Origin of the sequence: Paenibacillus suaedae (assembly GCF_032337355.1) — a bacterium.
In the GTDB taxonomy this organism is placed as follows: domain Bacteria; phylum Bacillota; class Bacilli; order Paenibacillales; family Paenibacillaceae; genus Paenibacillus_B; species Paenibacillus_B suaedae.
In genome coordinates, this window is sequence record NZ_JAVYAA010000001.1 from 1,664,264 (window position 1) to 1,688,423 (window position 24,160).

At 46.9% G+C, this 24,160-nt stretch carries 29 protein-coding genes; 28 read left to right on the plus strand and 1 reads right to left on the minus strand.

Annotated features, from left to right (window positions below; genetic code table 11):
* Positions 1-94: 94 nt before the first annotated feature.
* The 16 genes from cmk to RQP50_RS07485 all read left to right on the plus strand — a co-directional run bounded on the left by cmk (position 95) and on the right by RQP50_RS07485 (position 13,824).
* Complete coding sequence (cmk, locus tag RQP50_RS07410) at positions 95-787, plus strand: (d)CMP kinase (RefSeq protein ID WP_315744336.1); 693 nt, start codon at positions 95-97, stop codon at positions 785-787.
* Positions 788-799: 12 nt separating this feature from the next.
* Positions 800-1,387 (plus strand): lysophospholipid acyltransferase family protein, encoded by a 588-nt coding sequence (locus RQP50_RS07415; RefSeq protein WP_021259221.1) that lies wholly within the window; start codon positions 800-802, stop codon positions 1,385-1,387.
* Positions 1,388-1,529: 142 nt separating this feature from the next.
* Entirely contained in the window at positions 1,530-2,747 is a 1,218-nt protein-coding gene (rpsA, locus tag RQP50_RS07420; RefSeq protein ID WP_315744339.1) for a 30S ribosomal protein S1, read from the plus strand.
* Between the two features lie 104 nt (positions 2,748-2,851).
* The gene (locus tag RQP50_RS07425) at positions 2,852-3,457 is read left to right on the plus strand and encodes a hypothetical protein (protein WP_315744341.1); all 606 of its coding nucleotides are present in this window, start codon (positions 2,852-2,854) and stop codon (positions 3,455-3,457) included.
* A 110-nt stretch (positions 3,458-3,567) separates the two neighbouring features.
* Complete coding sequence (gene der, locus RQP50_RS07430) at positions 3,568-4,890, plus strand: ribosome biogenesis GTPase Der (RefSeq protein ID WP_021252902.1); 1,323 nt, start codon at positions 3,568-3,570, stop codon at positions 4,888-4,890.
* A gap of 12 nt (positions 4,891-4,902) precedes the next feature.
* Positions 4,903-5,517 carry a glycerol-3-phosphate 1-O-acyltransferase PlsY gene (plsY, locus tag RQP50_RS07435; RefSeq protein ID WP_072727937.1) on the plus strand — a complete coding sequence of 205 codons (615 nt, stop codon included), beginning with the start codon at positions 4,903-4,905 and terminating at the stop codon, positions 5,515-5,517.
* Entirely contained in the window at positions 5,507-6,541 is a 1,035-nt protein-coding gene (locus RQP50_RS07440; protein ID WP_021252900.1) for an NAD(P)H-dependent glycerol-3-phosphate dehydrogenase, read from the plus strand. Before plsY ends, RQP50_RS07440 begins: the two co-directional genes overlap by 11 nt.
* A gap of 104 nt (positions 6,542-6,645) precedes the next feature.
* The gene (locus RQP50_RS07445; protein WP_021252899.1) at positions 6,646-6,918 is read left to right on the plus strand and encodes a stage VI sporulation protein F; all 273 of its coding nucleotides are present in this window, start codon (positions 6,646-6,648) and stop codon (positions 6,916-6,918) included.
* Positions 6,919-7,070: 152 nt separating this feature from the next.
* Entirely contained in the window at positions 7,071-7,250 is a 180-nt protein-coding gene (locus RQP50_RS07450; RefSeq protein ID WP_065290844.1) for a DUF2768 family protein, read from the plus strand.
* A 69-nt stretch (positions 7,251-7,319) separates the two neighbouring features.
* Positions 7,320-7,619: a 2Fe-2S iron-sulfur cluster-binding protein gene (locus RQP50_RS07455; RefSeq protein WP_021252897.1), complete on the plus strand. Its 300-nt coding sequence runs from the start codon at positions 7,320-7,322 to the stop codon at positions 7,617-7,619.
* A 71-nt stretch (positions 7,620-7,690) separates the two neighbouring features.
* Entirely contained in the window at positions 7,691-8,293 is a 603-nt protein-coding gene (locus RQP50_RS07460; RefSeq protein WP_315744349.1) for a nucleotidyltransferase family protein, read from the plus strand.
* Between the two features lie 74 nt (positions 8,294-8,367).
* Positions 8,368-8,724 (plus strand): 2Fe-2S iron-sulfur cluster-binding protein, encoded by a 357-nt coding sequence (locus tag RQP50_RS07465; protein ID WP_065290846.1) that lies wholly within the window; start codon positions 8,368-8,370, stop codon positions 8,722-8,724.
* A 69-nt stretch (positions 8,725-8,793) separates the two neighbouring features.
* Positions 8,794-9,528, plus strand: a complete 735-nt coding sequence (locus RQP50_RS07470) for a DUF3939 domain-containing protein (RefSeq protein WP_315744353.1) — start codon at positions 8,794-8,796, stop codon at positions 9,526-9,528.
* Between the two features lie 485 nt (positions 9,529-10,013).
* Positions 10,014-11,492, plus strand: coding sequence for a stage IV sporulation protein A (gene spoIVA, locus RQP50_RS07475; RefSeq protein WP_021252893.1), 1,479 nt, complete (start codon positions 10,014-10,016; stop codon positions 11,490-11,492).
* 220 nt (positions 11,493-11,712) lie between these two features.
* Positions 11,713-13,347: a sugar ABC transporter ATP-binding protein gene (locus RQP50_RS07480; protein WP_315744356.1), complete on the plus strand. Its 1,635-nt coding sequence runs from the start codon at positions 11,713-11,715 to the stop codon at positions 13,345-13,347.
* A gap of 204 nt (positions 13,348-13,551) precedes the next feature.
* A complete protein-coding gene (locus tag RQP50_RS07485) occupies positions 13,552-13,824 on the plus strand; it encodes an HU family DNA-binding protein (RefSeq protein ID WP_021254695.1) in 273 nt (90 codons plus the stop codon).
* A gap of 82 nt (positions 13,825-13,906) precedes the next feature.
* Here the strand turns inward: RQP50_RS07485 and RQP50_RS07490 are convergent, their stop codons facing one another.
* Positions 13,907-14,080, minus strand: a complete 174-nt coding sequence (locus tag RQP50_RS07490) for a hypothetical protein (protein ID WP_315744359.1) — start codon at positions 14,078-14,080, stop codon at positions 13,907-13,909.
* A 113-nt stretch (positions 14,081-14,193) separates the two neighbouring features.
* Here RQP50_RS07490 and mtrB point away from each other — a divergent pair, with 113 nt between their 5' ends.
* The 12 genes from mtrB to aroH all read left to right on the plus strand — a co-directional run bounded on the left by mtrB (position 14,194) and on the right by aroH (position 24,049).
* The gene (gene mtrB / locus RQP50_RS07495) at positions 14,194-14,418 is read left to right on the plus strand and encodes a trp RNA-binding attenuation protein MtrB (protein ID WP_021254694.1); all 225 of its coding nucleotides are present in this window, start codon (positions 14,194-14,196) and stop codon (positions 14,416-14,418) included.
* 151 nt (positions 14,419-14,569) lie between these two features.
* Complete coding sequence (locus RQP50_RS07500) at positions 14,570-15,124, plus strand: hypothetical protein (protein WP_315744362.1); 555 nt, start codon at positions 14,570-14,572, stop codon at positions 15,122-15,124.
* A 129-nt stretch (positions 15,125-15,253) separates the two neighbouring features.
* Positions 15,254-16,087 carry a heptaprenyl diphosphate synthase component 1 gene (locus tag RQP50_RS07505; RefSeq protein WP_021254692.1) on the plus strand — a complete coding sequence of 278 codons (834 nt, stop codon included), beginning with the start codon at positions 15,254-15,256 and terminating at the stop codon, positions 16,085-16,087.
* Positions 16,088-16,157: 70 nt separating this feature from the next.
* Positions 16,158-16,895 (plus strand): demethylmenaquinone methyltransferase, encoded by a 738-nt coding sequence (locus RQP50_RS07510; protein WP_021254691.1) that lies wholly within the window; start codon positions 16,158-16,160, stop codon positions 16,893-16,895.
* Positions 16,888-17,757 (plus strand): UbiA-like polyprenyltransferase, encoded by an 870-nt coding sequence (locus tag RQP50_RS07515; protein ID WP_021254690.1) that lies wholly within the window; start codon positions 16,888-16,890, stop codon positions 17,755-17,757. The genes RQP50_RS07510 and RQP50_RS07515 overlap by 8 nt, the downstream gene beginning before the upstream one ends.
* Positions 17,757-18,401, plus strand: coding sequence for a UbiX family flavin prenyltransferase (locus tag RQP50_RS07520; protein WP_072727945.1), 645 nt, complete (start codon positions 17,757-17,759; stop codon positions 18,399-18,401). The genes RQP50_RS07515 and RQP50_RS07520 overlap by 1 nt, the downstream gene beginning before the upstream one ends.
* 127 nt (positions 18,402-18,528) lie before the next feature.
* On the plus strand, positions 18,529-19,503 hold the full coding sequence (gene hepT, locus RQP50_RS07525; RefSeq protein WP_072727947.1) for a heptaprenyl diphosphate synthase component II: 975 nt from the start codon (positions 18,529-18,531) through the stop codon (positions 19,501-19,503).
* Positions 19,504-19,597: 94 nt separating this feature from the next.
* Positions 19,598-20,041, plus strand: a complete 444-nt coding sequence (gene ndk / locus RQP50_RS07530; RefSeq protein WP_021254687.1) for a nucleoside-diphosphate kinase — start codon at positions 19,598-19,600, stop codon at positions 20,039-20,041.
* Positions 20,042-20,306: 265 nt separating this feature from the next.
* Complete coding sequence (locus RQP50_RS07535) at positions 20,307-21,131, plus strand: CheR family methyltransferase (RefSeq protein ID WP_315744617.1); 825 nt, start codon at positions 20,307-20,309, stop codon at positions 21,129-21,131.
* 241 nt (positions 21,132-21,372) lie between these two features.
* On the plus strand, positions 21,373-22,542 hold the full coding sequence (gene aroC, locus RQP50_RS07540; RefSeq protein ID WP_044357402.1) for a chorismate synthase: 1,170 nt from the start codon (positions 21,373-21,375) through the stop codon (positions 22,540-22,542).
* Between the two features lie 14 nt (positions 22,543-22,556).
* Complete coding sequence (gene aroB, locus RQP50_RS07545; protein WP_315744371.1) at positions 22,557-23,678, plus strand: 3-dehydroquinate synthase; 1,122 nt, start codon at positions 22,557-22,559, stop codon at positions 23,676-23,678.
* Between the two features lie 2 nt (positions 23,679-23,680).
* The gene (gene aroH / locus RQP50_RS07550; RefSeq protein WP_021254683.1) at positions 23,681-24,049 is read left to right on the plus strand and encodes a chorismate mutase; all 369 of its coding nucleotides are present in this window, start codon (positions 23,681-23,683) and stop codon (positions 24,047-24,049) included.
* The last annotated feature ends 111 nt before the right edge of the window (positions 24,050-24,160 follow it).

Below are 24,160 nucleotides of genomic sequence, written 5' to 3' on the forward strand. Positions count from 1 at the left end.
TTCTATGTGTGGTATAATTTTCACGTCGCAGGCAACGCCTGCTTTTTTCTTGAATGGTGCATGAAATGTTTTTCTACGAAGGGAGTCAGCCCCGTTGACACAGTCAGATCACAGCAGACATCACATAAATATTGCCATCGACGGGCCTGCGGGAGCTGGTAAGAGTACGGTTGCACGCCTAGTTGCGCAAGAGCTTGGGTATGTATACATAGATACCGGTGCGATGTACCGGGCGATATCTCTTCACATGTCACGAGCTGGCATTCAACCCGATGAGGCAGCAGCGCTCTCTGAAGAACTGAAACGAGTCACCTTGGAACTGAAGCCGGAAGGCGAGCGGCAATTTGTTATTTTGAATGGTGAAGATGTTACGGATGCAATTCGTACGTCTGAGATCAGCCGCTTGGCATCTAATTATGCCAAATCCCAAGTCGTTCGTGAGCAGTTAGTACATATGCAGCGTCAAATGGCAACACGCAAAGGTGTCGTTATGGATGGACGAGACATCGGTACACATGTACTTCCTGATGCAGAATTGAAGTGGTTCATCACAGCCTCTGTGGAGGAACGAGCCCGCAGACGTTATGCAGAATGGAAGGACAAGGAGAACGCTTCTCTTGAGACGTTTATCCAAGAGATTGCGGATCGGGATCGTCAGGATGAGACGCGTGAGGTGTCCCCACTTCGTCAAGCTGAAGATGCCGTTCTGCTTGATACGACAGGAATGGCAATTGCTGATGTTGTTTCGACGATCGTTGAGCGTGCTAATTTACAAAAGAGTTGGTGAGCTGTAACAATTATGTTCTATACGTTTGCAAGAGCATTGCTTCGAGTATTATACCGGTTCTTGTTCCGACTTGAAGCGAAGAGGAAGGATTACGTTCCTAAAGAGGGCGGTGTAGTCCTCTGCTCCAATCATATAAGCTTATTAGACCCTCCAGCAATCGGGATTATGTTGGATCGTAAGGTTCGTTTTATGGCGAAGGCTGAACTATTCGACGTCCCCGTGCTGGGTAAGATTATAAACGGTCTCGGAGCCTTTCCGGTTAAGCGCGGCGGAGTGGGCAAAGAAACCATCCGAACTGCTTTTAACCTGCTTCGCGACGGAGACATTATGGGGATCTTCCCGGAAGGCACACGCAATACAGATGGTGCTGTCGCAGCGAAGAAAGGTGCAGCGATGATTGCCTTGAAGAGCGGGGCTGCCGTTGTTCCTGTTGCCGTAATTGGGGAATATAAGCTGTTCCGCAAGACGAAGGTCGTATATGGTCCGCCGATTGATATGTCTGACTTATTGGAGCATGGAAGCGGCGCACTTGAGCTAGCGACTGAACGCATTATGGAGCATATCCATCGCATTATACTTGAGGAAAAGGCTGCATCGTAATTCATGCATGTTTTTGCTTCGATGGTATGATACTACAGGTATTATTTTTCTGGTATGCAGTGACCAATAGTTGGTAAGGAACTCTGCTTCATTCGTGGAGCGGGTTTTGAATAAATGGGGTTCAATCGAGGAGGTATTTCACATGTCTGAAGAAACAAAAGTTAACGAAACTGCCGAAACGGCAAGCCAAGAAGCGTTGGAGAACATCGTTTCCTTGAAGAAAGGTGACACCGTAAAAGGCACAATCGTCAAAATCGATGACAATCAAGCAGTAGTAAGCATTGGCTATAAATACGATGGCATCATTCCTGTACGCGAGCTAACTGCGGTATCGGTTGACAATGCTGCAGATGTGGTTGAAGTGGGCCAAGAAGTTGAATGCAAGGTTGTTAGCATTGACGATGAGAAGGAACGTCTTGTTCTGTCCAAGCGTCAAGTTGACAGCGAACAGGCTTGGGACGACATGCAGAAGCACTTTGAAGCACAGGATGTGTTCGAAGTAACAGTCGCTGATGTTGTAAAAGGCGGCGTTGTAGCTGATGTTGGCGTTCGTGCATTCATCCCTGCATCCATGGTTGAACGTCATTTCGTTGAAGATTTCAGCGAATACAAAGGCCGTACGCTCCGCGTGAAAGTAAAAGAAATTGACCACGAGAACAACAAGCTTATCCTCTCCCAAAAGGATGTATTGGAAGCGGAATTTGAAGCTAATAAAATTCGCGTTATGGAAGGCTTGACTGAAGGCCAAGAGCTCGAAGGAACAGTTCAACGCTTGACTCAATTTGGTGCATTCGTTGATGTTGGCGGTGTTGATGGACTTGTTCACGTGTCTGAATTGGCATGGAGCCATGTTGAGAAGCCTTCTGATGTTGTATCCGAAGGTCAAAAGGTAAAAGTAAAAGTACTGAAGGTTGATCCTGCTAACGGCAAAATCAGCCTAAGCATGAAAGCAACTCAACCAGGCCCTTGGGAACAAGCGGGCAACAACATCAAGACAGGCGATATCCTGACGGGTGAAGTGAAGCGTTTGGTTGATTTTGGTGCATTCGTTGAAGTGGCTCCTGGCGTGGAAGGTTTGGTTCACGTTTCCCAAATCGCTCATCGTCACGTTGCTACACCTTACGAAGTATTGAAGCAAGGTCAATCTGTGCAAGTAAAAGTGCTTGATTTCAACCCTGCTGATAAGCGAGTAAGCCTCAGCATCAAGGAAACAGAAGAAGCTCCTGCAACACCAGCACCGAAGGCTGAGAAAAAAGTAAAAGAAGAATTGAACAACCCAAATGTATCCCTTACGAACCAAGCAATGAGCGTTACGCTTGCTGAGCGTTTTGGCGATATGTTGAATAAGTTCAAAAACTAATCTATTCATAAATGCAAATAACGGCGGACTCTTTAGAGTCTGCCGTTTATTTTTGTACTGTGCATCAAATAATAGCATCAGACAAGGAAGGGGGCGCGGTCTCGATGACTTCATCAGGTGTGTTATCAGTAGCGGTGTGGGTTTGCTTTGCAATCTTGATAGCAAGCGGTTGGCGTACGCCCCTATTCGCGGCTGTTACGCGGTCACAGGTGATTATTGTCGGACTTAGCTGGCTGCTTCTTCACAATTGGACGATAGCGTTGTCATACGGCAATCAAATAAATGGTGCATGGGTGCTATGGATGGTGTTGGCTGTATTTTTCCTTGGGCAACAGTCAGGTGGCAAGCTCATTGCCGTATGCGGCCATGTCGCCATGCTAGCTGCAATTTGGATGTGGCTCGAGCTATTAAGCCGATTTTCCATGCAAATGTCGAATTCTCAAACAAACATTTGGCTGATATCAGGCATCTTCTCGTGCTATATTCTGTTGTTTACAACGAATTGGCAGCTGCAATGGATCATTTTGACACTTGGGTTAACCTTAGGAGAAGTTCTCATTCATCTGCGTCTGCATACGTTAATCACTGCTGGAGAAGGGCAAGTTCAGGATGTATGGTGGCTGTCGTTTCTGCTTGTTCGTTTGATGTCAATTATGATGGTGTGGATGAAAGAACGGTTTTTGAAAGGGCTTCTTGGCTCCGAACAATAGTGGGGAATGCGCTTTCTTCGAGTATTTCAACCATTTACGTTAGCCAAGACCCGCTTTTTTTGATATGATGATGTACGTGTATAGTTGCAAAATATGAAGGAGTGAACTGCATGGCAAAACCCATTGTTGCCATTGTCGGGCGGCCGAATGTCGGCAAGTCCACCATTTTCAACCGAATCATCGGCGACCGATTGGCTATAGTGGAGGACAAGCCTGGTGTAACTCGTGACCGTATATACGGAACGGGAGAGTGGATTGGCAAGCCGTTCAATATTATCGACACAGGCGGAATCGAAGTTTATGGTGAAGATGAAATGCTGCGTTCCATCCGCGTGCAAGCGGAGCTTGCGATAGAGGAAGCAGATGTAATTGTATTTATGTGCGAAGCGAAGTCCGGCGTAACGCAAGCGGATGAAGAAGTGGCACAGATGTTATTCCGCTCAGGCAAGCCGATTGTTCTAGCGGTAAATAAAGTCGACAACATGAGTCGTATGGATGACATTTATGAATTCTACAGCCTTGGCTTTGGGGATCCAGTTCCGATTTCAGGATCTCACGGTACAGGGATTGGTGATTTGCTGGATGAAGTCGTAAATAATCTCCCGGATTTATCGGATGAAGAATATGATGAAGATGTCATTAAGGTAGCCTTGATCGGCCGACCGAACGTAGGTAAGTCTTCTCTGGTTAACGCAATACTCGGCGAAGAGCGCGTTATCGTCAGTGATGTAGCGGGGACAACACGCGATGCAATCGATACACCGTTCGAGAAGGACGATCAGAGGTTCGTGCTCATCGATACGGCGGGTATGCGCAAGCGTGGCAAGGTATATGAGACGACTGAAAAGTACAGTGTCATGCGTTCGATGAAGGCAATCGAGCGAGCAGATGTCGTACTCGTCGTCATTAATGGTGAAGAAGGCATTATTGAACAAGACAAGCATATTGCAGGCTATGCGCATGAGGCAGGCAAGGCGGTGCTGTTCGTCGTCAATAAATGGGATATCGTTAATAAAGATGATAAGACTATGCAGCAATTCGAAACCAAGATTCGCGACCATTTCTTATTTATGACGTACGCACCGATTGTGTTCTTGTCTGCGAAGACTAAGCAGCGTTTACATAAACTGCTTCCTGTCGTACAGCATGTTGCTCAGCAGCATGCCAAACGCATTCCAACACATTTGTTAAATGACGTTGTAACTGATGCAGTCGCCTATAATCCGCCGCCAACGGATAAGGGAAGACGTCTCAGAATCAATTATGCGACGCAAGTTGCGGTTAAACCGCCAACGATTGTCGTATTCGTTAATGATCCTGAACTGATGCACTTCTCCTATGAGCGATATTTAGATAATCGTATCCGTGCAGCGTTCGACTTTGAAGGGACACCGATCCGGATATTCACACGCCGGAAATCCGACGAAAGTTAGGAGCGAGCGGAATTGACGCTATCTATTATCGCAATTGTAGCGAGTTACCTTCTTGGTTCAGTCAGCTTTAGTCTTCTGATTGGAAAGTGGCTTCGTGGTATTGATATCCGTCAACACGGGAGCGGTAATGCGGGCGCGACCAATACGTTGCGCGTATTAGGCAAAGGGCCAGCGGCTGGGGTTCTCCTGCTTGATGCGGCCAAAGGAATGGTAGCCGTTCTTATGGGGTATTTGCTATCGGATTACACATGGGTCATGGTGCTAAGCGGGATTGCAGCCATCGTTGGTCATAACTGGCCCGTTTATTTTCGCTTCCGCGGGGGGAAGGGGATTGCTACCACAATTGGGGTGCTGGCCGTTCTAGCTTTTTGGCCAGCCCTATGTGCTGGCATTATCGCGATTGCTTCAATTGCTTGGAAACGTTATGTTTCGTTAGGATCATTGCTTTTTGCTGGACTGACTCCGATATTTATTTTGGTATTCCAATATGATTGGAGCATTTTCTGGGGCAGTTTGCTGTTATGCCTATTTGCATTCTATCGTCATCGGAGCAATATCGTTAAGCTGGTTCAAGGGACTGAGAACCGGCTTGGCGCGAGCAAAGGGGGCGTGTCCCGTGTCCGTTAAAGTTGCTGTATTCGTAGCCGGAAGCTGGGGGACTGCCCTAAGCGAGGTTCTCGCCCATAATGGACACGATGTGTATCTATGGACGAGAAATGAACAGCAGGCAGAAGAGATCAATACGGTGCATACGAACGGGAAATATCTGCCGAACGTTACCTTGCATCCCGGCATTCGGGCAACCAATTCCGTCGAAGAGGCTATGAGCGGTGCGAAGGCTTGCGTTGTTGTAGCACCATCTGCTGCGATGCGCCAAGTTGCGGGAATGATGAAGCCGTATTTAACGGACGAGATGGTTGTCGTACATGCGACGAAGGGATTTGAAACCGAAACGTTAAAGCGCATGTCAGAGGTGCTTGTAGAGGAGCTTGGATGCAGCTCAGATCGAATAGCTGTGCTGTCAGGTCCGAGCCATGCCGAAGAGGTTGTGAAGCAATGTCCAACAACGGTAGTCGTTGCATCAACCAGTACGAAGGCTGCTGAACAAGCACAGGATTTATTTATGAACGAATCCTTCTTTCGTGTCTATACCAATCCAGATGTGATTGGTGTGGAACTTGCAGGAGCGCTCAAAAATATAATTGCATTAGGCGCAGGCTTATCCGATGGACTGGAGTTCGGAGATAATGGCAAGGCTGCTTTATTAACACGCGGCTTGGCTGAGATTGCTCGGCTCGGAGTTGTGATGGGAGCGAATGCGATGACATTTGCCGGCCTTGCGGGCGTTGGCGATCTAGTTGTAACTTGTACGAGCAGACATAGCCGGAACTGGAGAGCTGGCTCGCTGATAGGTCAAGGTATGGCGGTTGATGAGGTGTTGGCTCATATGGGGATGGTCGTTGAAGGTATCCGTACAACGAAGGCGGCTCATTTCTTGGCTGATCGATATGACGTCCAAATGCCGATTACAGAGCAGTTATATCGAGTATTATTCGAATCTCGTGATCCAAAGACAGCAGTTGAATGCTTAATGGGTCGAGTTCGTAAGAACGAAATTGAAGAAGTGGCCACATCGGATTGGTCATCCTAGATATTGATGGGCTTGCACGGACTCTATTATTGGCTAGTATCCTTATCACCTTCATTTATTCGTCGACATACACTGTATAGAGTACAGACCCGAGGAGGGGCGATATGTCGAATAAATTTCCGAAGGATGCATTGAATGCAATCAATAAGAAGTCTGGCAAGAACATAACGGAGAATCAAATCAAGAAGCTTGCAGGTACGGTGAAGCCTTCGACGATGCAGAATGAGGCGCAGTTGCGGCAGTTGATTAAGCAAGTTGCTTCAATGGCCAAACTACCTGTCTCAGAGTCGACAATAAATGACATTGTCAGCACCGTGAAGAAGAGCGGAGTTAACGCAAACAACCTGGAAGCATTGATGAAGTTGATGAAGAAGTAGCAGGCACAATCGATATGATGTAAAAAGAAGACGACACGACAGCGAGTAGCTGATTGTGTCGTTTTTTTGTGCATGTTCGTGCAAAACGTTTCTCTTCTATTTCATCGAATGGTATAATGAGAGCAGTTTGAACGAATGGGAGAATCGGGAAAATGGACAGTATGACAAAAATGTGGGTATCCTTTATAGGAATAGGCCTAATGGCCTTTTCTGCACTGCTCATTGCTTTTGCCAGAAGTAAGACGAGAGGCTGGGTACGAGGTATTCTTTCGCTTATTGCGTTCATTATGCTGCTTGCAGGTATGGTATATGGATTTTTCTCCATCTTGTAGGCGTAATTAACACTTTACTCAATACATATCGTCATTGACGATAAGACGGTCGAAGGAGTGTGATTGAGGATGGTGGACATCCTATTCATAGGCAAGACGAAGCAAGCGAGTATATCTGTACCTGTAGGTACTACTCTGCTGGATGCCGCAAAGGAATCTGGAGTAGATTGGAATTATGCTTGCACGCGCGGAACATGTGCGAGATGTCGCTGCTTAATCGAAGAAGGACGAGAATATGTATCCGAAGTGACGGATGCAGAGTGGAACCGTATGGAGGAAGAAGAATTCGAGCAGGGTTATCGGCTCTCTTGTCAGGTCGTTGCAGAAGCTGATGGCTTCATTCGTGCAGTTCACAAGCCGTATTTTTGATCATAGGCCTGACTGGTGACTGGCAGCCTGAATAATGCAGCATGGATTCAAATGTGAATGGAGCAAATAGCATGATATCATTATCTGAACCAATAATGGGGACAATTGAACAATTAGTAGCATCAGCGAACAACGATATGAAGTACTGGATGCTAGGTGGGAGCTGTGGATTAGTTCTACAAGGGGTACCGCTTGGCCGGGAGCCTCGTGATGTGGATATCTATGCAGATGAGCCCGATGCAAAGCATCTACAGGAGCAATGGAATCCATATGCAACCGATGCGCCCGAATGGAATGCAACGAGTACTTATCATTCCTTATTAAGTCATTATCAAATATGCGGAGTTCCCATTGAATTGGTTGGTCAATTCATCGTGACTACACCGCAATGCCAATACAACACAATCATTCGTGATGCCTTATGGAATCATCGCATCATCTATAATATTGACAGATTTCGCATCGCGTTAATGCCGCTAGCTCATGAATTGGTCTTCAATATATTGCGTCAGCGGGAAGATCGTACAGCTTCGATCGCACAGGTAATCAATGCTGCTCCTGAGCAGCATATTGCTGCTATGAATACGGTATTGGCAAATTGCTCGGAACCTGCGTATATACGTTCCATCGTGAATGAAAGGTGTCCGAAAATGATGTCTTTTTTATTTGTCTAATGTAAATGATTTGTTGTAAATAAAGGTGGAGTCGCATGTAGCCCTACCAACGTTGAGGAAAGGGGCTGGCTAGTATGGGGACAAACGTGCGGTTCGAGCCTTCTGGCAAGGTATGGGGGGCTAAGCGCTCGATGTCGTTATTGGATGCCGCGCAACGCGCAGGTGTTCCGATACGCACAAGATGCAGCGGGAAGGCGGGCTGCTTGATGTGTAAAGTACAGGTATCAGCGGATAAAGAAGGACTAATTGGAGAGCCCACTTTAGCAGAGAGCAGCAAGCTAGGTATCCATTCAGCAACTGGGCTTCGTTTATCGTGCCAGACACTGCTGACAGGGAATCCAGGTACGGTTACGGTGGAAGTCCCAGAAGATCCTCTGAAAGCCATTATTCGACGCAAGCTAGCGGAACAGGAAGATGACAGCTTGTGGTAATGCCAGAATAGAATGAACAGCTCTATCTTCAAGTGTGGAATTGTGATTGTGACTGAGGAGGAGAAGTAGTTGAGGTCGGGGAGACAAATCTGTTGTATCGTGCTATTCGTTATCATGAGCATGACACTTCAAGGATGCTTATATCCGAAGGAGATGCGCAAGGAAAGCCAACAATCGGTTCGTGAGGGCGTACTTCTTGTCCAAAATGCTGTGGATCAGTATCAGAAGGATACAGGTCTGCTTCCGCTAGTAAGCAGCGATGAGAGTGTTCCACGATATGAGAAGTTCCGTGTGAACTTTGAATTGCTCAAGCGAAAAGATCTGCTTAGCGCAATTCCCGGGAGTGCATTTGAATCAGGTGGCTCGGGTGTGTATCTGATTATTGATGAAGAGACGATTCCGAAAGTGAAGGTGATGGATTTACTTACTTCACAGCGGGTCAATGATCTTGCTCGTGCTGTTGATGCGCATATACGGGCTAAGGGTGCGTTGCCGAAGCAGGAGGAAGTATATCCTGGATTCTATCGAATTGATGAGAAGCTGATAGGCATACAGCCTGTAGAAGTTCGAAGTCCGTTCAGCCGAAGTGTACTGTCGTTCATGATGGATGAGCAAGGAAGGGTATACGCAGATTATGCGCAGGATATTATGCAGCTTGTGGAAACCTCTGGGAAGCAGCCTACAGGTCAAGAGAAGGATCTGAGGCCCATGCTTGCGGATGCCTCCTTCTTTGTGCCGGTGAAGTCAGTCGCGTACAAATGGAGCAACGGTGCGCCTGTACCTCAAGAAGAGACTTCCAAATAGACAAATGGAATGAAAGGAAGGCCGGTCGATATGTTCGACTGGTCTTTTTTGCATGCGAACATGGATGACAGGTTGGTACAGAAATAGAAAAGACGATTTACTCATCGATATGCAAGATAATGTCATACTTCATTTCTAACTTCATATATCTGATTTGGAAGGCGTTTGTTGATACGACCTTTTGCGTTCGTGCCCAAGTGGGGGGTCACTCACGGATGAGCATCACTATCTACTAGAACTGAATCATTTACGAAAAATGTTTTGTGTGAGGGGCATATTTATGCCATCTAGCAAATAAGATGTTACTAGTCCAAAAGCATGTACGAGTTGCGTCGAAATGCCCTTGTACGACGTGAAATCTCGGCGGCGAACACTGGCGACAACGGCAACAGCTCAATCCTAGCAACGGTGCCAATCGTTTCTGAAGGGCGAGAGGCGAATGTTGTCTCGTAGTCCGTCGGAAAAATTTGAGGAGGGGATATCAATTGGAGAAAGTGGACATTTTTAAGGACATAGCCGAGCGTACCGGCGGGGATATTTACCTCGGGGTCGTCGGTGCGGTCCGCACAGGGAAATCGACGTTCATCAAACGATTTATGGAAACGGTCGTATTGCCTAATATCACGAATGAATCCGACCGCATTCGCGCAGTTGACGAATTGCCGCAAAGCGCAGCAGGTAAGACCATTATGACGACCGAACCCAAATTCGTTCCGAATAATGCAGTTCAAATTAAAGTAGCGGAAGGCTTGGATGTTAACGTTCGTCTAGTGGATTGTGTTGGCTATGCGGTAACCGGAGCCAAAGGCTACGAGGATGAGAATGGCCCGCGCATGATTAATACGCCGTGGTTCGAGGAGCCGATTCCATTCCAGGAAGCGGCCGAAATCGGGACACGCAAAGTCATTCAAGAGCACTCCACATTGGGCGTTGTTGTGACGACTGATGGTACGATTGCTGAGATTCCTCGAAGCTCGTATATCGAATCCGAGGAGCGCGTCATTCAAGAGTTAAAGGAAGTTGGCAAGCCATTCGTACTGATTATTAACTCGACGAAGCCTCGCAGTGATGAGACGATTGCACTCCGCAATGAGCTGCAGATTAAATATGACATCCCAGTAATGGCGCTCAGTGCAGCGACGATGGGCGAAGAAGATGTAATGGGCGTTCTTCGTGAAGTTCTGTATGAATTCCCAGTACATGAAGTCAACGTGAATCTTCCGAGCTGGGTTATGGTTCTGAACGATACTCATTGGCTGCGCTCCAGCTATGAGTCGTCGGTACGGGATACAGTCAAAGATATTAGACGCCTGCGGGATGTTGATCGTGTTGTGCAGCAATTTATGGAGTACGACTTTATTGCCCGAGCTGGTTTGAGCGGCATGGACATGGGTCAAGGTGTTGCTGAGATTGATTTGTACGCGCCGGACGAATTGTACGACCAAATTCTGATGGAAGTGGTCGGGGTAGAAATACGAGGCAAGGATCACTTGCTTCAGTTGATGCAGGAATTCGCACATGCGAAGCGGGAATATGACCGATTCGCGGATGCGCTTGAAATGGTGAAGACAACTGGCTATGGCATTGCAGCGCCTACCTTGAACGAAATGGCTCTCGATGAGCCTGAGCTTATTAGACAAGGCTCACGCTTCGGGGTACGGCTCAAAGCAACTGCTCCTTCCATTCATATGATTCGTGTCGATGTTGAATCGGAATTCGCTCCGATTATCGGAACGGAGAAGCAGAGCGAAGAGCTGATGCGCTACTTGATGCAGGACTTTGAAAACGATCCAACGAAGATTTGGGAATCTGATATTTTCGGCAGATCCCTGCATTCCATCGTTCGCGAAGGCATACAAGGCAAAATCGCCATGATGCCAGACAACGCTCGCTACAAGCTTCAAGAGACATTGGGCCGGATCATCAACGAAGGCTCAGGTGGATTAATCGCCATCATATTGTAATCGGATTGCAAGGAAGCCTAAGTCGCTATTCCAGATTGGATTAGCCACTTAGGCTTTTTGTATGTTCCTGTAAAAATTCATCGATCTTTTATTGCTAAATCAATTTACAGACTCGAAGGAAGCGGGTATATTTAAGAATAATGCCGGTAACGGTAAAAAGTGGGATTTATTCGTCATGGAGAAATCGAATGGATCAGTAAAGTTAAGAGGCGGGATAGAGATGAGCAGCGTATGGAAAACGCAAGGAGTATCAAACTTACGTTCCGCGCATGTCTCCGATACGGAAGCGGCAGGCGATTGTCAATTTGAAGCGGATTCAAATTTGTACATGCTTGGAATTACAAAATCGTATAACGGGCTATCTGTTCTGAAGCAAGTCAACTTTACTGCATCTAGCGGAGAAATTCACGCTCTTGTTGGCTCTAATGGAGCGGGGAAGAGTACGTTGATGAATATATTGTCAGGCGCATGCCGATCCGATGTCGGAGTCATCCAGTTAGGAAGCGAGCAATTATCAATTCATTCACCTGCTGATGCGAAGAAACAGGGAATTCATTGTGTATATCAAGAGGTAGATGTGGCACTTGTTCCCAAGCTTACAGTAGCAGAGAATATTATGATGGATGACTTTAGCATGGGGAGAAGTTCTTGCTGGATTCGCCCTGCACATCTGAAGAAGAGGGCTGAGAGCATCATGGATGCTATCGGCCTGTCGATCTCGCCTTCGCTGCGTATGGAGGAGTGCACATTAGCGGAGAAGCAGATGGTGCTTATATCGCGAATATTATTGAATGAAGCTAAGATTGTCATATTTGACGAACCAACTGCATCCCTTAGCTTTGAGGAGTCAGAGCGGTTATTTACGATTATGCATACACTTCGAGATCAAGGAGTTATCGTTCTATTTATTACTCATCGCCTGGCTGAAGTGTTTCATCATTGTGATCGTATCTCTATCTTGCGTGACGGTGAATTGGTTCACAGTTCGCTAATCTCTGATATTTGCCCCAAGGAAGCAATTCAATATATGCTGGATAAAACCATAGAAGAAGAACCCGGTGTACATTCCTCTGTTCGTGAAGAGGTTCTGCTTACTGTGAAGGGAATCTCTTGCGGACAGAAGCTTAAAAATGTAAACTTCGAATTGAGACGCGGGGAAATTCTTGTATTTGTGGGGCTGATAGGAGCAGGGAAGACGAAGCTGGCTCGGATTCTTGGAGGGGCGGAGCTGTGCGATGGTGGAGAGATAACGTTGAATGGAGAAGTGCTTCAGCCGCGTTCTATTCGTGATGCGATTCGTGCGGGTATCGTGCTTGTTCCCGAGGAGCGACGCAAATATAGCTTGTTTATGGATGAGTCGTTACAGAGCAATTTATGTATCTCTACATTGCCAAAGTACTGCACAGCGGGTTTCGTATCAACCACGCGAGAGCGGCTGTCAGCAGAGAGCGTGATCGAGCGGCTTAATATCAAGACCGCTTCTGTGAAGCAGAAAGTGAGACATTTAAGTGGAGGCAACCAGCAGAAGGTTGCCATAGGGAAATGGCTTGGCACTGATGCGCATGTATTTGTCTTAGATGAACCTATGAATGGGATCGATGTCGGTGCGAAAAATGAGATTTTCCGCATCATTGGACAATTGTCAGAGGAAGGAAGAGGAATCATTTACTTCACTAGCGACATGTATGAAGCGTCAATGGTTGGCGACCGCATTGTTGTTATGTATGACGGGGAAATGGTGAGGCTATTTGAGCGAGGAGAGGCTTCGGAAGAGCAGTTATTGTTCTATGCTTCAGCTGGTGGCAGGCTGCGAGATGTTGAAGATAGAGTAAAGGGAATATCAGATAAACAGTAGGGGAAACACATAAGCTTATCGTTGTTCTTCAGTCCCTACTTGCATTTGTAACAACGGTATATTACTATAAATTTGTTCTGTGAACCCATTTGGCAGCAGATTGGATATCGTATTGAACTGTTTTGCTGATGATAAGGTATAAATTCTAGAGAAACAGTAAAGAAAATGGATAACGATGCATACTTGAATCAGGAGGTGAACAGAATGAATAAATCTGAATTGGTAACTGAAGTGGCAGAGGCTACGGAATTGTCGAAGAAAGATGTGACGAAAGTAGTTGATGCTGTATTCGAAGCGATTTCGACTGCACTTCAGAACGGCGACAAAGTCCAATTGGTAGGCTTCGGTAACTTTGAAGTGCGCGAACGTTCCGCACGCAAAGGCCGTAACCCGCAAACGGGCGAGGAGATTGAAATTCCTGCAAGCAAAATCCCTGCGTTCAAACCAGGCAAAGCACTTAAAGATGGCATCAAATAAGTGAACTTACATACTTTTGTCTAATAGGGGAACGCAAGTGAGGTAGAAGCCGCGACATGAATGTCGCGGCTTCTGCTCCTTTTCAGAGGGGAAGTTGTGGAATAGGATGCTCTAGATTACTCTTAGCTGCTCTAGTGCTCTGTGCACTGCCGCTGTAGGCGACCAGTACAATACGCTGACCACTTACTTGACTTAATTGCTCTTCCCACTGCTGAAGCAGCTGTAGCTGGTTAGATTGTAAATGTGCTGGGTGCATCGCATTAGCTCCTTTTAGATGAAACGTGCTACACTAGTAGTATGCCCGAAGAATGGTGATTCACATGGTTGACGCTGCAAGGAAGCCAATACATATGCAAGGAGGTCAAGCAGTTGGAAACACAAAATGACTTTATCGTAATAAAGGCCAAAGATCAGGGAGTTCAGGTGATCGGTCTGACACGCGGAACAGATACGAAGTTTCATCATACGGAGAAGCTGGACAAGAATGAAGTGCTTGTAGCCCAGTTCACGGATCATACGTCCGCAATTAAAATTCGCGGCAAAGCAGTTGTTATGACAAAACACGGTGTAATTCATACCGATACAGACGAATAGGAATGAAATTTTTTGTTTTCTTGAGGGAAGCAGGCATAGCCTGCTTTTTTTCATTATAGACATGAGGTATGGACATACTCTGGAACGTCGACACTGTCTGTTATCTGGAGTGTTGACTTGATCTACAATATGTGGAGGTGCAAGGTTCAGAATGAAGAATATGCATCGCTATAGAACTCTGGTCATCGTGCTTTGCGTTACGATTATGCTTCCGCTAGGATTAGGGCTATTGTATTCACTGGGTGAGCAGAAGCCGGACGCCAATAAAGATGTGGCTGTATTTACCCCTTCACCACGCATGGTCAAGCTCACTTCCGAGGAGATCGTGGATTATTTATCAGAGCTTCCACTTCAATTGAAGTTTAGTCGGGTTACTTGGGAGTCAGATAAACTGGTGATTGATGTAAAAGTGGCTGCAACGATTGTCCATCCAGAAATTATTTATCATGATATCCATGAGCTTCTTCGCTTCGCCTTCATACAAACAAGCAATGTCGAACGTCTGCAGCTTCGTGTCGTTATACAGGATGACATGGCTAAAAAGAGATATGTATTGCTTGGTATGGATGCGCAGCGTTCTCAAGTAGATGTGGAAAGTTTGAAGCTTCTCCAGAAATCGAAAGGAACAATGCCGAAGGAGCTTGAAGAGCCATGGCGGATTATTTATACACCGCACTGGGAGCGTCAGTTTCCGGCAGTCAGATGAGAGTAAGGGTCTTGGTCATAAGAAATAGGAGAACGAAGAAATGTTGTCCTATCACTTTAAACATATGCTATAATGATTTAGATTGCGACATCCGTAAGGATGACTAACCGGTACAGTCGGAGGCAGCAGATGAATGGTTATCATATCTCGCAATTGGCTAAGCGGTATGTTGAACATGACATGATCCAGGCGCACACGGAACTGCCTGCGTTTCCTAACGCAAGAGTGGAGCTGATGTTCGCCTTTTTAAACCGCAGTAAGCCAATAGCGGAACATAGTGAATTATTTGCGCTAGTTACATCGCTCGTGCAGGTTGGATTAGACACGCATGATACGATTGAACTGGCAGCGGTGCAGCATAACGACCGCAACTTGCGTTCAAGGCAGCTGAAAGTATTGGCTGGAGACTATTTCAGCAGTCGCTTCTATAACCTGCTTGCGCAGCAAGGTCAGATTGATACGGTAAGGGCTTTGAGCCAATCCGTATGCGATATTAATCGTCTGAAGATGACGATGGTGGACAAGATGAAGCATTGGACAATGACCGCAGAAGAATATTTGCGGGCGAGCGTTACGCTGAAGAAGTCGTTGTTCCAGTCCTTCAACGCTCAGATGAATCAAGAAGACATCTCCACATGGGAGGAACTGCTTGATTCGTTGACAGAGCTCGAAGTACTAGAAAGAGAACAAGAGCGAGCGGATCATTTCGAACGATTCGAAGGCAGCTGGTCTTACTGGCATGTATGGCAGCAAGGCACAGATGAGGAACGAAGAAAATTGAAGCAGAAATTGGTTGACGAGATGCTCTGGAATGCGCTCATGTCCAAGTATGAGGTGAGGGAGCAGCTGGCTTATCAAGTTCGTGTATCACGGGATAAATTGCATACGCTAGCGGTGACATTGCCGCTTGATGAGAGCACCAGACAACGTCTTGACACATTTCTTGCCTTACCTCGTCTGTAAATGATAGTGAGCGTTCAACCTCCAATAGATCGACGATACGTTCGGCGAAGAAAGGAATAGGTGACAGATCGTGGAGACACATTCGCCTAAGACTGGCAAGACCAAAGAACATTATGTTCAAGAAGTATTTCAGAGCATAGCTCCGAAGTACGATATTATGAATGATATACTGAGCTTCAGGCGTCACAAGGCTTGGCGCAACTTCACGATGCGCAAGATGGACATGAAGCAGGGGGAGACAGCGCTTGATCTGTGCTGTGGAACTTGTGACTGGACGATTCAGTTGGCGCAAGCGAGCGGCACAGGCAAGATTACAGGGCTGGACTTCAGTTCGAATATGCTGGCGGTAGGTCAGAAGAAGGTGGATCAAACAGGCCTACACAGCCAAATTGAGCTTGTTGAAGGAAATGCAATGGAGCTTCCATTCCCCGACAACAGCTTTGACTATGTGACGATTGGTTTCGGTTTGCGCAATGTTCCGGATTTTGAGCAAGTCATTCGTGAAATGCGCAGAGTGGTCAAGCCGGGTGGACAAGTTGTGTGTCTTGAACTGAGCAAGCCAACATGGCAGCCGTTCAAGGGCATTTATTATTTCTACTTCCGCCATGTGCTGCCATTGCTTGGCAAGCTGATTGCGAAGCGGTATGAGCAGTATAAGTGGCTTCCAGAGTCGCTTGTTACGTTCCCGGGCCGCAAGGAGCTAGAACAGATGTTTAGAGTTAATGGACTTGATCGCGTACAAGCGTATTCGTTCTTCGGTGGCATTGCCGCTCTTCACATCGGGACGAAGGGGAATGGTCATGCTTAAAAAAGTACGTATCTTCTTAGAAATGATTAAGTTCGAGCATACAATATTTGCTCTTCCATTTGCGTTTATGGGCGCACTGCTGGGAGGAATGGTTGTTCATCAACGCTTCCCAACGCTCCCTGAATGGGGATGGATCCTCATGGCGATGTTCGGAGCTCGAAGCGCGGCAATGGCGCTCAATCGGTTAATTGACGCTGCCATCGACGCGAAGAACCCAAGAACTGCAAATCGAGCAATACCCGCAGGATTGCTGAAGGCAGGAGAAGTACTGTTATTTACGGCCGTGTCGTTCGGTCTTTTATTTTGGGCAGCGGCAAATCTGGAGCCATTATCTGTATACTTGCTTCCGGTTGCCGTCTTTATGTTAGTATTTTATTCGTTTACCAAGCGCTTCACATGGCTATGCCACGTTGTGCTGGGACTTACGATTGCATTGGCACCGCTCGGAGGATGGGTGGCTGTAACGAATGGAATCGATTGGGCAGCTCTCACCTTTTATTTAACCGTTGCGTTTTGGACTACCGGGTTCGATATTATTTATGCATGCCAGGATTATGAGTTCGATAAGAAGGAAGGCTTGAAGTCGATTCCGGTACGTTTCGGAATTGCGAAGTCACTCTGGATTGCAAGAGGCTTCCATATTGCTACAGCGTTTGGATTTATACTGCTATTATTTTTAACTCAATTAAGCTGGTGGTATATCATAGGTACGGTTATTGCAAGTGCCCTGCTTATTTATGAGCATATGCTTGTGAAGCCGTACGATTTGAGCAAGCTGAATACAGCCTTCTTCACGATGAACGGTGTGCTCAGCATCGTTGTATTTTGCTTCACGCTTATTGACATGGTGGTGATGAAGTAATGAGTGCTGCATCTCGCAAGCATTACGTAGTTGGTATTACAGGGGCAAGTGGTGCTATATACGGTGTCCGATTGATTCAATGTCTGTTGGAAGCCGATTATGAGGTTCATCTCATCGTATCAGATGCTGGATGGCGCGTACTAAAGGAAGAACTCGGATGGAATGTTACGAAGCGTCAGCAAGCGATTGAGCTGGCATTCGGCGATTTGGCGGATCGGGTTACGTATCATCCGAACCAGGATATTGGGGCAAGCATAGCAAGCGGTTCATTTCGGGTGCACGGCATGGTGATCATGCCGTGCTCCATGGGAACCTTATCATCGATTGCACACGGCGCTTCCGATAATTTGATGGGGCGAGCTGCTGACGTTATGATGAAGGAAGGCCGTCCGCTTCTAATCGTTCCGCGCGAGACGCCGATGCATGCGATTCATTTGGAAAATATGCTGAAGCTTGCGAAAATGGGTGTACGTATTGTGCCGGCGATGCCTGCATTTTATTATCATCCGCAGACTCTGGATGACATCATTAATTTCCTTGTCGGCAAGGTGTTGGACTGCATGGATATCGATCACCAGTTGTTTACAAGGTGGGGGAATTCGGAAGTACAGACTGCCGAAGATTCGGATCGGCCGAATGGATAACACAAACATGTGGCCGATCTTTTATCTTTTCGTGTCTGTATTTTTAAATTGCATTTGAGTTGGGACTTATTGATCTTGAGGTTCACTTGGAACTTGGGTCGGAAAATACAGTTGGTTAGGTGAAGGCATGAAACTGTGGGACATTTATGCGACAATGAAACAAGATGTAGCGTATATTGAACGTGAATTGGAGCGGAACATCCGCTCCGATCACGAGCTCCTTACGGAAGCGTCGCTGCATCTGCTGAAGGCGGGCGGGAAGCGAATACGTCCGGTATTCGTTCTGCTTGCAGGGAAATTCGGTACATACGATATAGAACAGTTGAAGCGCGTTGCTGTTCCCCTGGAATTAATTCATATGGCCTCACTCGTGCATGATGATGTCATTGATGACGCTGAAACTCGGAGAGGGCAACTGACAGTTAAGGCCAAATGGGATAATCGCGTTGCTATGTATGCCGGCGATTATATGTATGGCCAAGCGCTGGTTGTAGCTACAGAATTGAAGCAGCCAGAGATTCATCGCATATTTTCCAAAGCAATGGTTGAAATGTGCATCGGTGAAATGGAGCAAATTCGTGACTTCTTCAATACAAAGCAGACGATCCGTCAATATATGCTTCGGATCCGTCGAAAGACAGCGTTGCTGATTGCGATTAGCTGTCAGTTGGGGGCGATTGCCGCACATGCAGAGCCGAAGATTGGTTATGCGCTGTATCGCTTTGGCTACAATGTGGGCATGGCATTTCAAATTCGAGATGATGTGCTTGACTTAACCGGTACTGAAGAGCAAATAGGCAAGCCGCCAGGGAATGATATTCGTCAAGGGAATTTGACGCTTCCAGTAATATTTGCGCTGCAGGACACGGAGCTTCGCGAGTCTCTTCTTCGTGAAATTGAACGTATCCGTGAGCGAAATGGAGATACAGATGTATCTGCTGCGCTCGATATGATTCGCCAAAGTGATGGTATTAAGCGGGCTGAAGAGATAGCAAATCGGTATATCGAGAAGGCGCTTGCGGTATTAGAGCATCTGCCTAACATCCGTGCTCGCCGCAATCTGCGCGATATTGCTTACTTTATTGCGAATCGTAATCATTGATTTGAACTATGGTGAAAAAATCGAGTGCCATTTGAAGAAAAATCTGGTATAATGCGTGTGTTGGACGACTTCACATTTGAGTAGGAGTGATCGTATGGAACGCACATTCATCATGGTCAAACCTGACGGAGTACAAAGAGGCCTCATAGGAGATATAGTAGGTCGCTTTGAGCGGAAGGGCTTTAAACTTGTAGCTGGAAAATTGATGCAAGTCTCGCGTGAACAAGCTGAACATCATTATGCAGAACATGCACAAAAGCCTTTCTTTGGCGAACTGGTCGACTTTATTACCTCTGGTCCAGTATTCGCTATGATATGGGAAGGTGACGATGTTATCAGCTTGTCACGCTTGATGATCGGCAAGACGAAAGTGACTGAAGCTGCACCAGGGACGATACGCGGAGATTATGCAAGTCATACGAACTTCAATGTGGTTCACGGTTCGGATTCACCAGAGAGTGCTGAACGTGAAATCGCAAACTTATTCTCAGAAGTGGATTCATTTCGTTACGAGCGGGCATTGGAGCCATGGATTTAATCGGCAGCCATGAGCGCGGCTCACACACGCAGAAACATAATAATTATTTTTTTGATTTCTGATGTAAGAGCTTACATAGGGCAGGACTATGGAAGAACGCGGCGAATAGTAATATTCGACCGTGTTTTTTTATGTTGCGGTGTTGCTGAGCGATCTTGGGCTATGCTTGTTGTCGATCAGGAACTCAGTTGCAGCATATATACGAACTTAGAAGGTGTGAGCACAATTGTCAGAGCGCAAGACGACCTTATGGGATGCAGCCACCATTTTCCCTGCTGCTAATGGATTCGGCCAAGGGACAGCCGTGGATCATGGAGATGATCAAGATTATGCGGATTTTGTCCAATATTTCCGATCAACTACAGGCATCGATTTATCACAGTATAAGGAGACCCAGATGCGTAGACGCTTGTCTACGTTACGAATGAAGAATGGCTACTCGACATTTGCCTCCTATGCCAAGGCGATGAGTGCTAATTCTTCGTTATTTGATGAAATGCTGGATCGCATGACGATCAATGTATCTGAATTTTGGCGTAATCCGCTGCGTTGGGATACCCTGCGCACTCGTGTGCTTCCAGAGCTGTCGCAGCGAACGCGCCAGCTGAAGTGCTGGAGTGCCGCTTGCTCGACAGGTGAGGAGCCTTACACACTAGCGATGATTCTCGATGATATGAGCTTGCTTGATCGGACAGAACTCTCTGCTACGGATATTGACGAGAATGCACTTGCAAGAGCACAGCAAGCTTCCTATATTGAGCGCTCTTTGAAAGACGTTCCCCCATCATTCAAGTCAAAGTACTTTATGCAGCAGTCGAACAGTTTTCATATCATTGATCGCTTGAAGAAATCGATTCGATTCCGCCAGCAGAACTTATTAACCGATACTTTTGCTACTCAGCATGATTTGATTATTTGCCGTAATGTGATGATTTACTTTACGGAAGAAGCGAAGCATGAGTTGTATCGAAAGTTTGCCAATGCGCTTAAGCCGGGTGGGGTATTGTTCGTCGGAAGCACAGAGCAAATATTCAATCCACAACAGTATCAGCTTGAAACGATGGAGACGTTCTTTTATCGAAAATTATAGCTGTTCGAACTTAAAGAGTGTATTCGACTATTTCAGTCATACTGGAATTACATACCATCGAATGGCTAAATTGAACATAGACAGACTACACGTCGATAACGAAAGATGCGCCCTAATGCTTGAAACAAAGCGGCAAGGGCGCGTTTTGTTTTCTTGTCAAACGTTGCCTCCTATACTATAATGAGAAAAAAGTTAAGGGTTTTAGCCATTTACAGCATCACAGTTAAAGGGGGAGCAACTTGTGAGTCTACGTTATTTGACTGCAGGAGAAACACACGGACCGCAGCTAACTGCCATTGTTGAAGGGATGCCTAGCAACATGGTTATTGATTTCGAGCAACTCAATTTCCAACTTCATCGCCGCCAGAAGGGGTATGGCCGCGGCAGACGTATGCAAATTGAGAAAGATACAGCAACGATCGTCGGCGGTGTGCGTCATGGACGTACGACAGGTGCTCCAATTGCTATTGTAGTGGAGAACAACGATTGGAAGCATTGGACGAATATTATGAATGTGGAGCCGATTGAAGGGACAGATGAAGAGAAGCGACGTGTTCATCGCCCGCGTCCAGGTCATGCGGATCTGAACGGAGGCTTGAAATATCAATTGAAGGATCTGCGCAATGTACTGGAACGTTCAAGCGCTAGGGAGACAGCTGCTCGCGTAGCTGTGGGTGCAGTAGCGCGCCAGTTCCTTGCAGCATTCGGCGTCAAGATTGCAGGACAAGTTATTCGCATAGGTGAAATCGAAGCTCCTGCTCACAATTTGTCAGTTGACGAGATTATTGAACGTACGGAGGCTTCTTCTGTTCGTGTGGTCGATACCGATACGGAGAAGAAGATGGAAGCGTACATCGATCAAATCAAAGGCGAAGGCGACTCGATCGGCGGTATTGTAGAGTGCATCGTGGAGGGACTGCCGGTTGGACTAGGGAGCCATGTGCAATATGATCGCAAGCTGGATGGACGCATCGCGCAAGCAGTGATGTCGATCAATGCTTTCAAAGGTGTTGAGATCGGTATTGGCTTCGAGGCAGGTCAACTGCGCGGATCACAAGTTCATGATGAAATTCTATATAGCGAGGAAACAGGATATACACGAGCTAGCAACCGACTTGGCGGTTTCGAAGGTGGTATGACGAACGGAATGCCAGTCGTGGTGCGTGGGGTAATGAAACCTATTCCAACCCTTTATAAGCCATTGCGCAGTGTTGATATCGATACGAAGGAGCCGTTCACTGCACAAGTGGAACGCTCAGATGCGTGTGCAGTGCCGGCTGCGAGTGTTGTCATGGAGCATGTAGTCGCTTGGGAAGTTGCGAAGGCGTTCCTGGAGAAGTTCGGCGGCGATTCGATGGAAGAGATCCGCGCCAACTATGAGCACTATTTGGAACAAGTGTCCCGATATTAAAAGGGGGGAACGTCATGAGCAAGAATCTCACTTTAGATGCAGCAGAGCTTACTGTTGAACTAGGAGAACGCTCTTATCCAATTTGGATTGGCAGCGGTCTTCTCGGTCGAATCGGTGAGGCATTTCAAATGCGCAGCATTCCCACTCGCAGTCCAATTGTGATCATCACGGATGATCATGTGGCTCCGCTATATTTAGAGCGCACGGAAGCAGCACTGCGTGAGGCTGGCTATCAGGTTTCTTCCTTTGTAGTAGCAGCTGGTGAATCCTCCAAGTCGCTGCAGGTGTACGAACAGTGCATCACTGCAGCACTTGATGCGGGCTGTGATCGCCATTCTTCCATCGTCGCCCTCGGCGGTGGCGTAGTCGGGGATTTGGCAGGTTATGTGGCGGCAACTTACATGCGAGGAATTCGCTTCATTCAGGTGCCTACGACGATATTGGCTCATGACAGCAGTGTCGGTGGCAAGGTTGCGGTTAACCATCCGTTCGCCAAGAATATTATCGGGGCTTTCCATCAACCAGAAATGGTGCTGTACGATACAGCGACCTTGCTTACGCTTCCTGATCGGGAAGTCCGTGCAGGACTGGCTGAAATGATTAAGCATGGCCTTATCTGGGATGAAGAGTTTACAGCATGGTGCGAAGCACAAGCTGAACGCTTGCTGGCTAAGGATGAGGAAGCACTCACGTATGGACTGCTTAAGGGCTGCGCGATTAAAGCGCAGGTCGTCTCTCAGGATGAACGTGAGCATGATCTAAGAGCGATATTGAATTTGGGACATACGATTGGCCATGCTCTAGAGGCGGTTGCCGGCTACGGAGAATTGCTGCATGGCGAAGCCATCTCAATTGGAATGGTTGGTTCTGCGCGTCTTGCAGAGCGATTGGGTGAAGATAAGCAGATTGCTGTTCGAACAGAAGCGATATTGACGAAATACGGCCTGCCGGTGGCAGTGCCACAGCATATGAATTCGGATGATATTATTCAAGCCATGATGCATGACAAGAAATTTAAGGAAGGGCACACCGTATTTATTGTGCCTACTGCAATCGGACATGTAGAAATTCGCAAGGATGTACCGGTCAGCCTAGTACGAGATATCATCGAGGAGTTGAAAGGAGAGAAGGCGTGACCATGTATGCAAGAGGAATTCGCGGAGCGACTACGGTAACCCGCAATGATGCAGAAGAGATTCTGCATGCGACTACGAAGCTGCTCCAGGAGATAGTTGCCCAAAATACGGTTCAACCTGAACAGATCGCAAATATTTGGATCACGATGACAGAGGATTTGAATGCTACTTTTCCAGCACGTGCGATACGTGCCATGGAAGGCTGGGATCTAGTGCCACTCATGTGTGCCATTGAAATTCCAGTGAAGGGCAGTCTGCCATTGTGCATCCGCCTAATGGTAACGATCAACACGGACAAGGAGCAGCACGAGATTCGCCATGTCTACTTGAATGAGGCGATAGCTCTGAGACCTGATTTGTCTAGTAAATAGAGATGTGGGAAACCCAGTCTGAAGATCGTTTATGTCTGAAATTTAGTTTGCTGGATTGACGAAGCCGACATTTCCGGTTATATTGATATCAGCATAGTTGAGCAGAGTTGA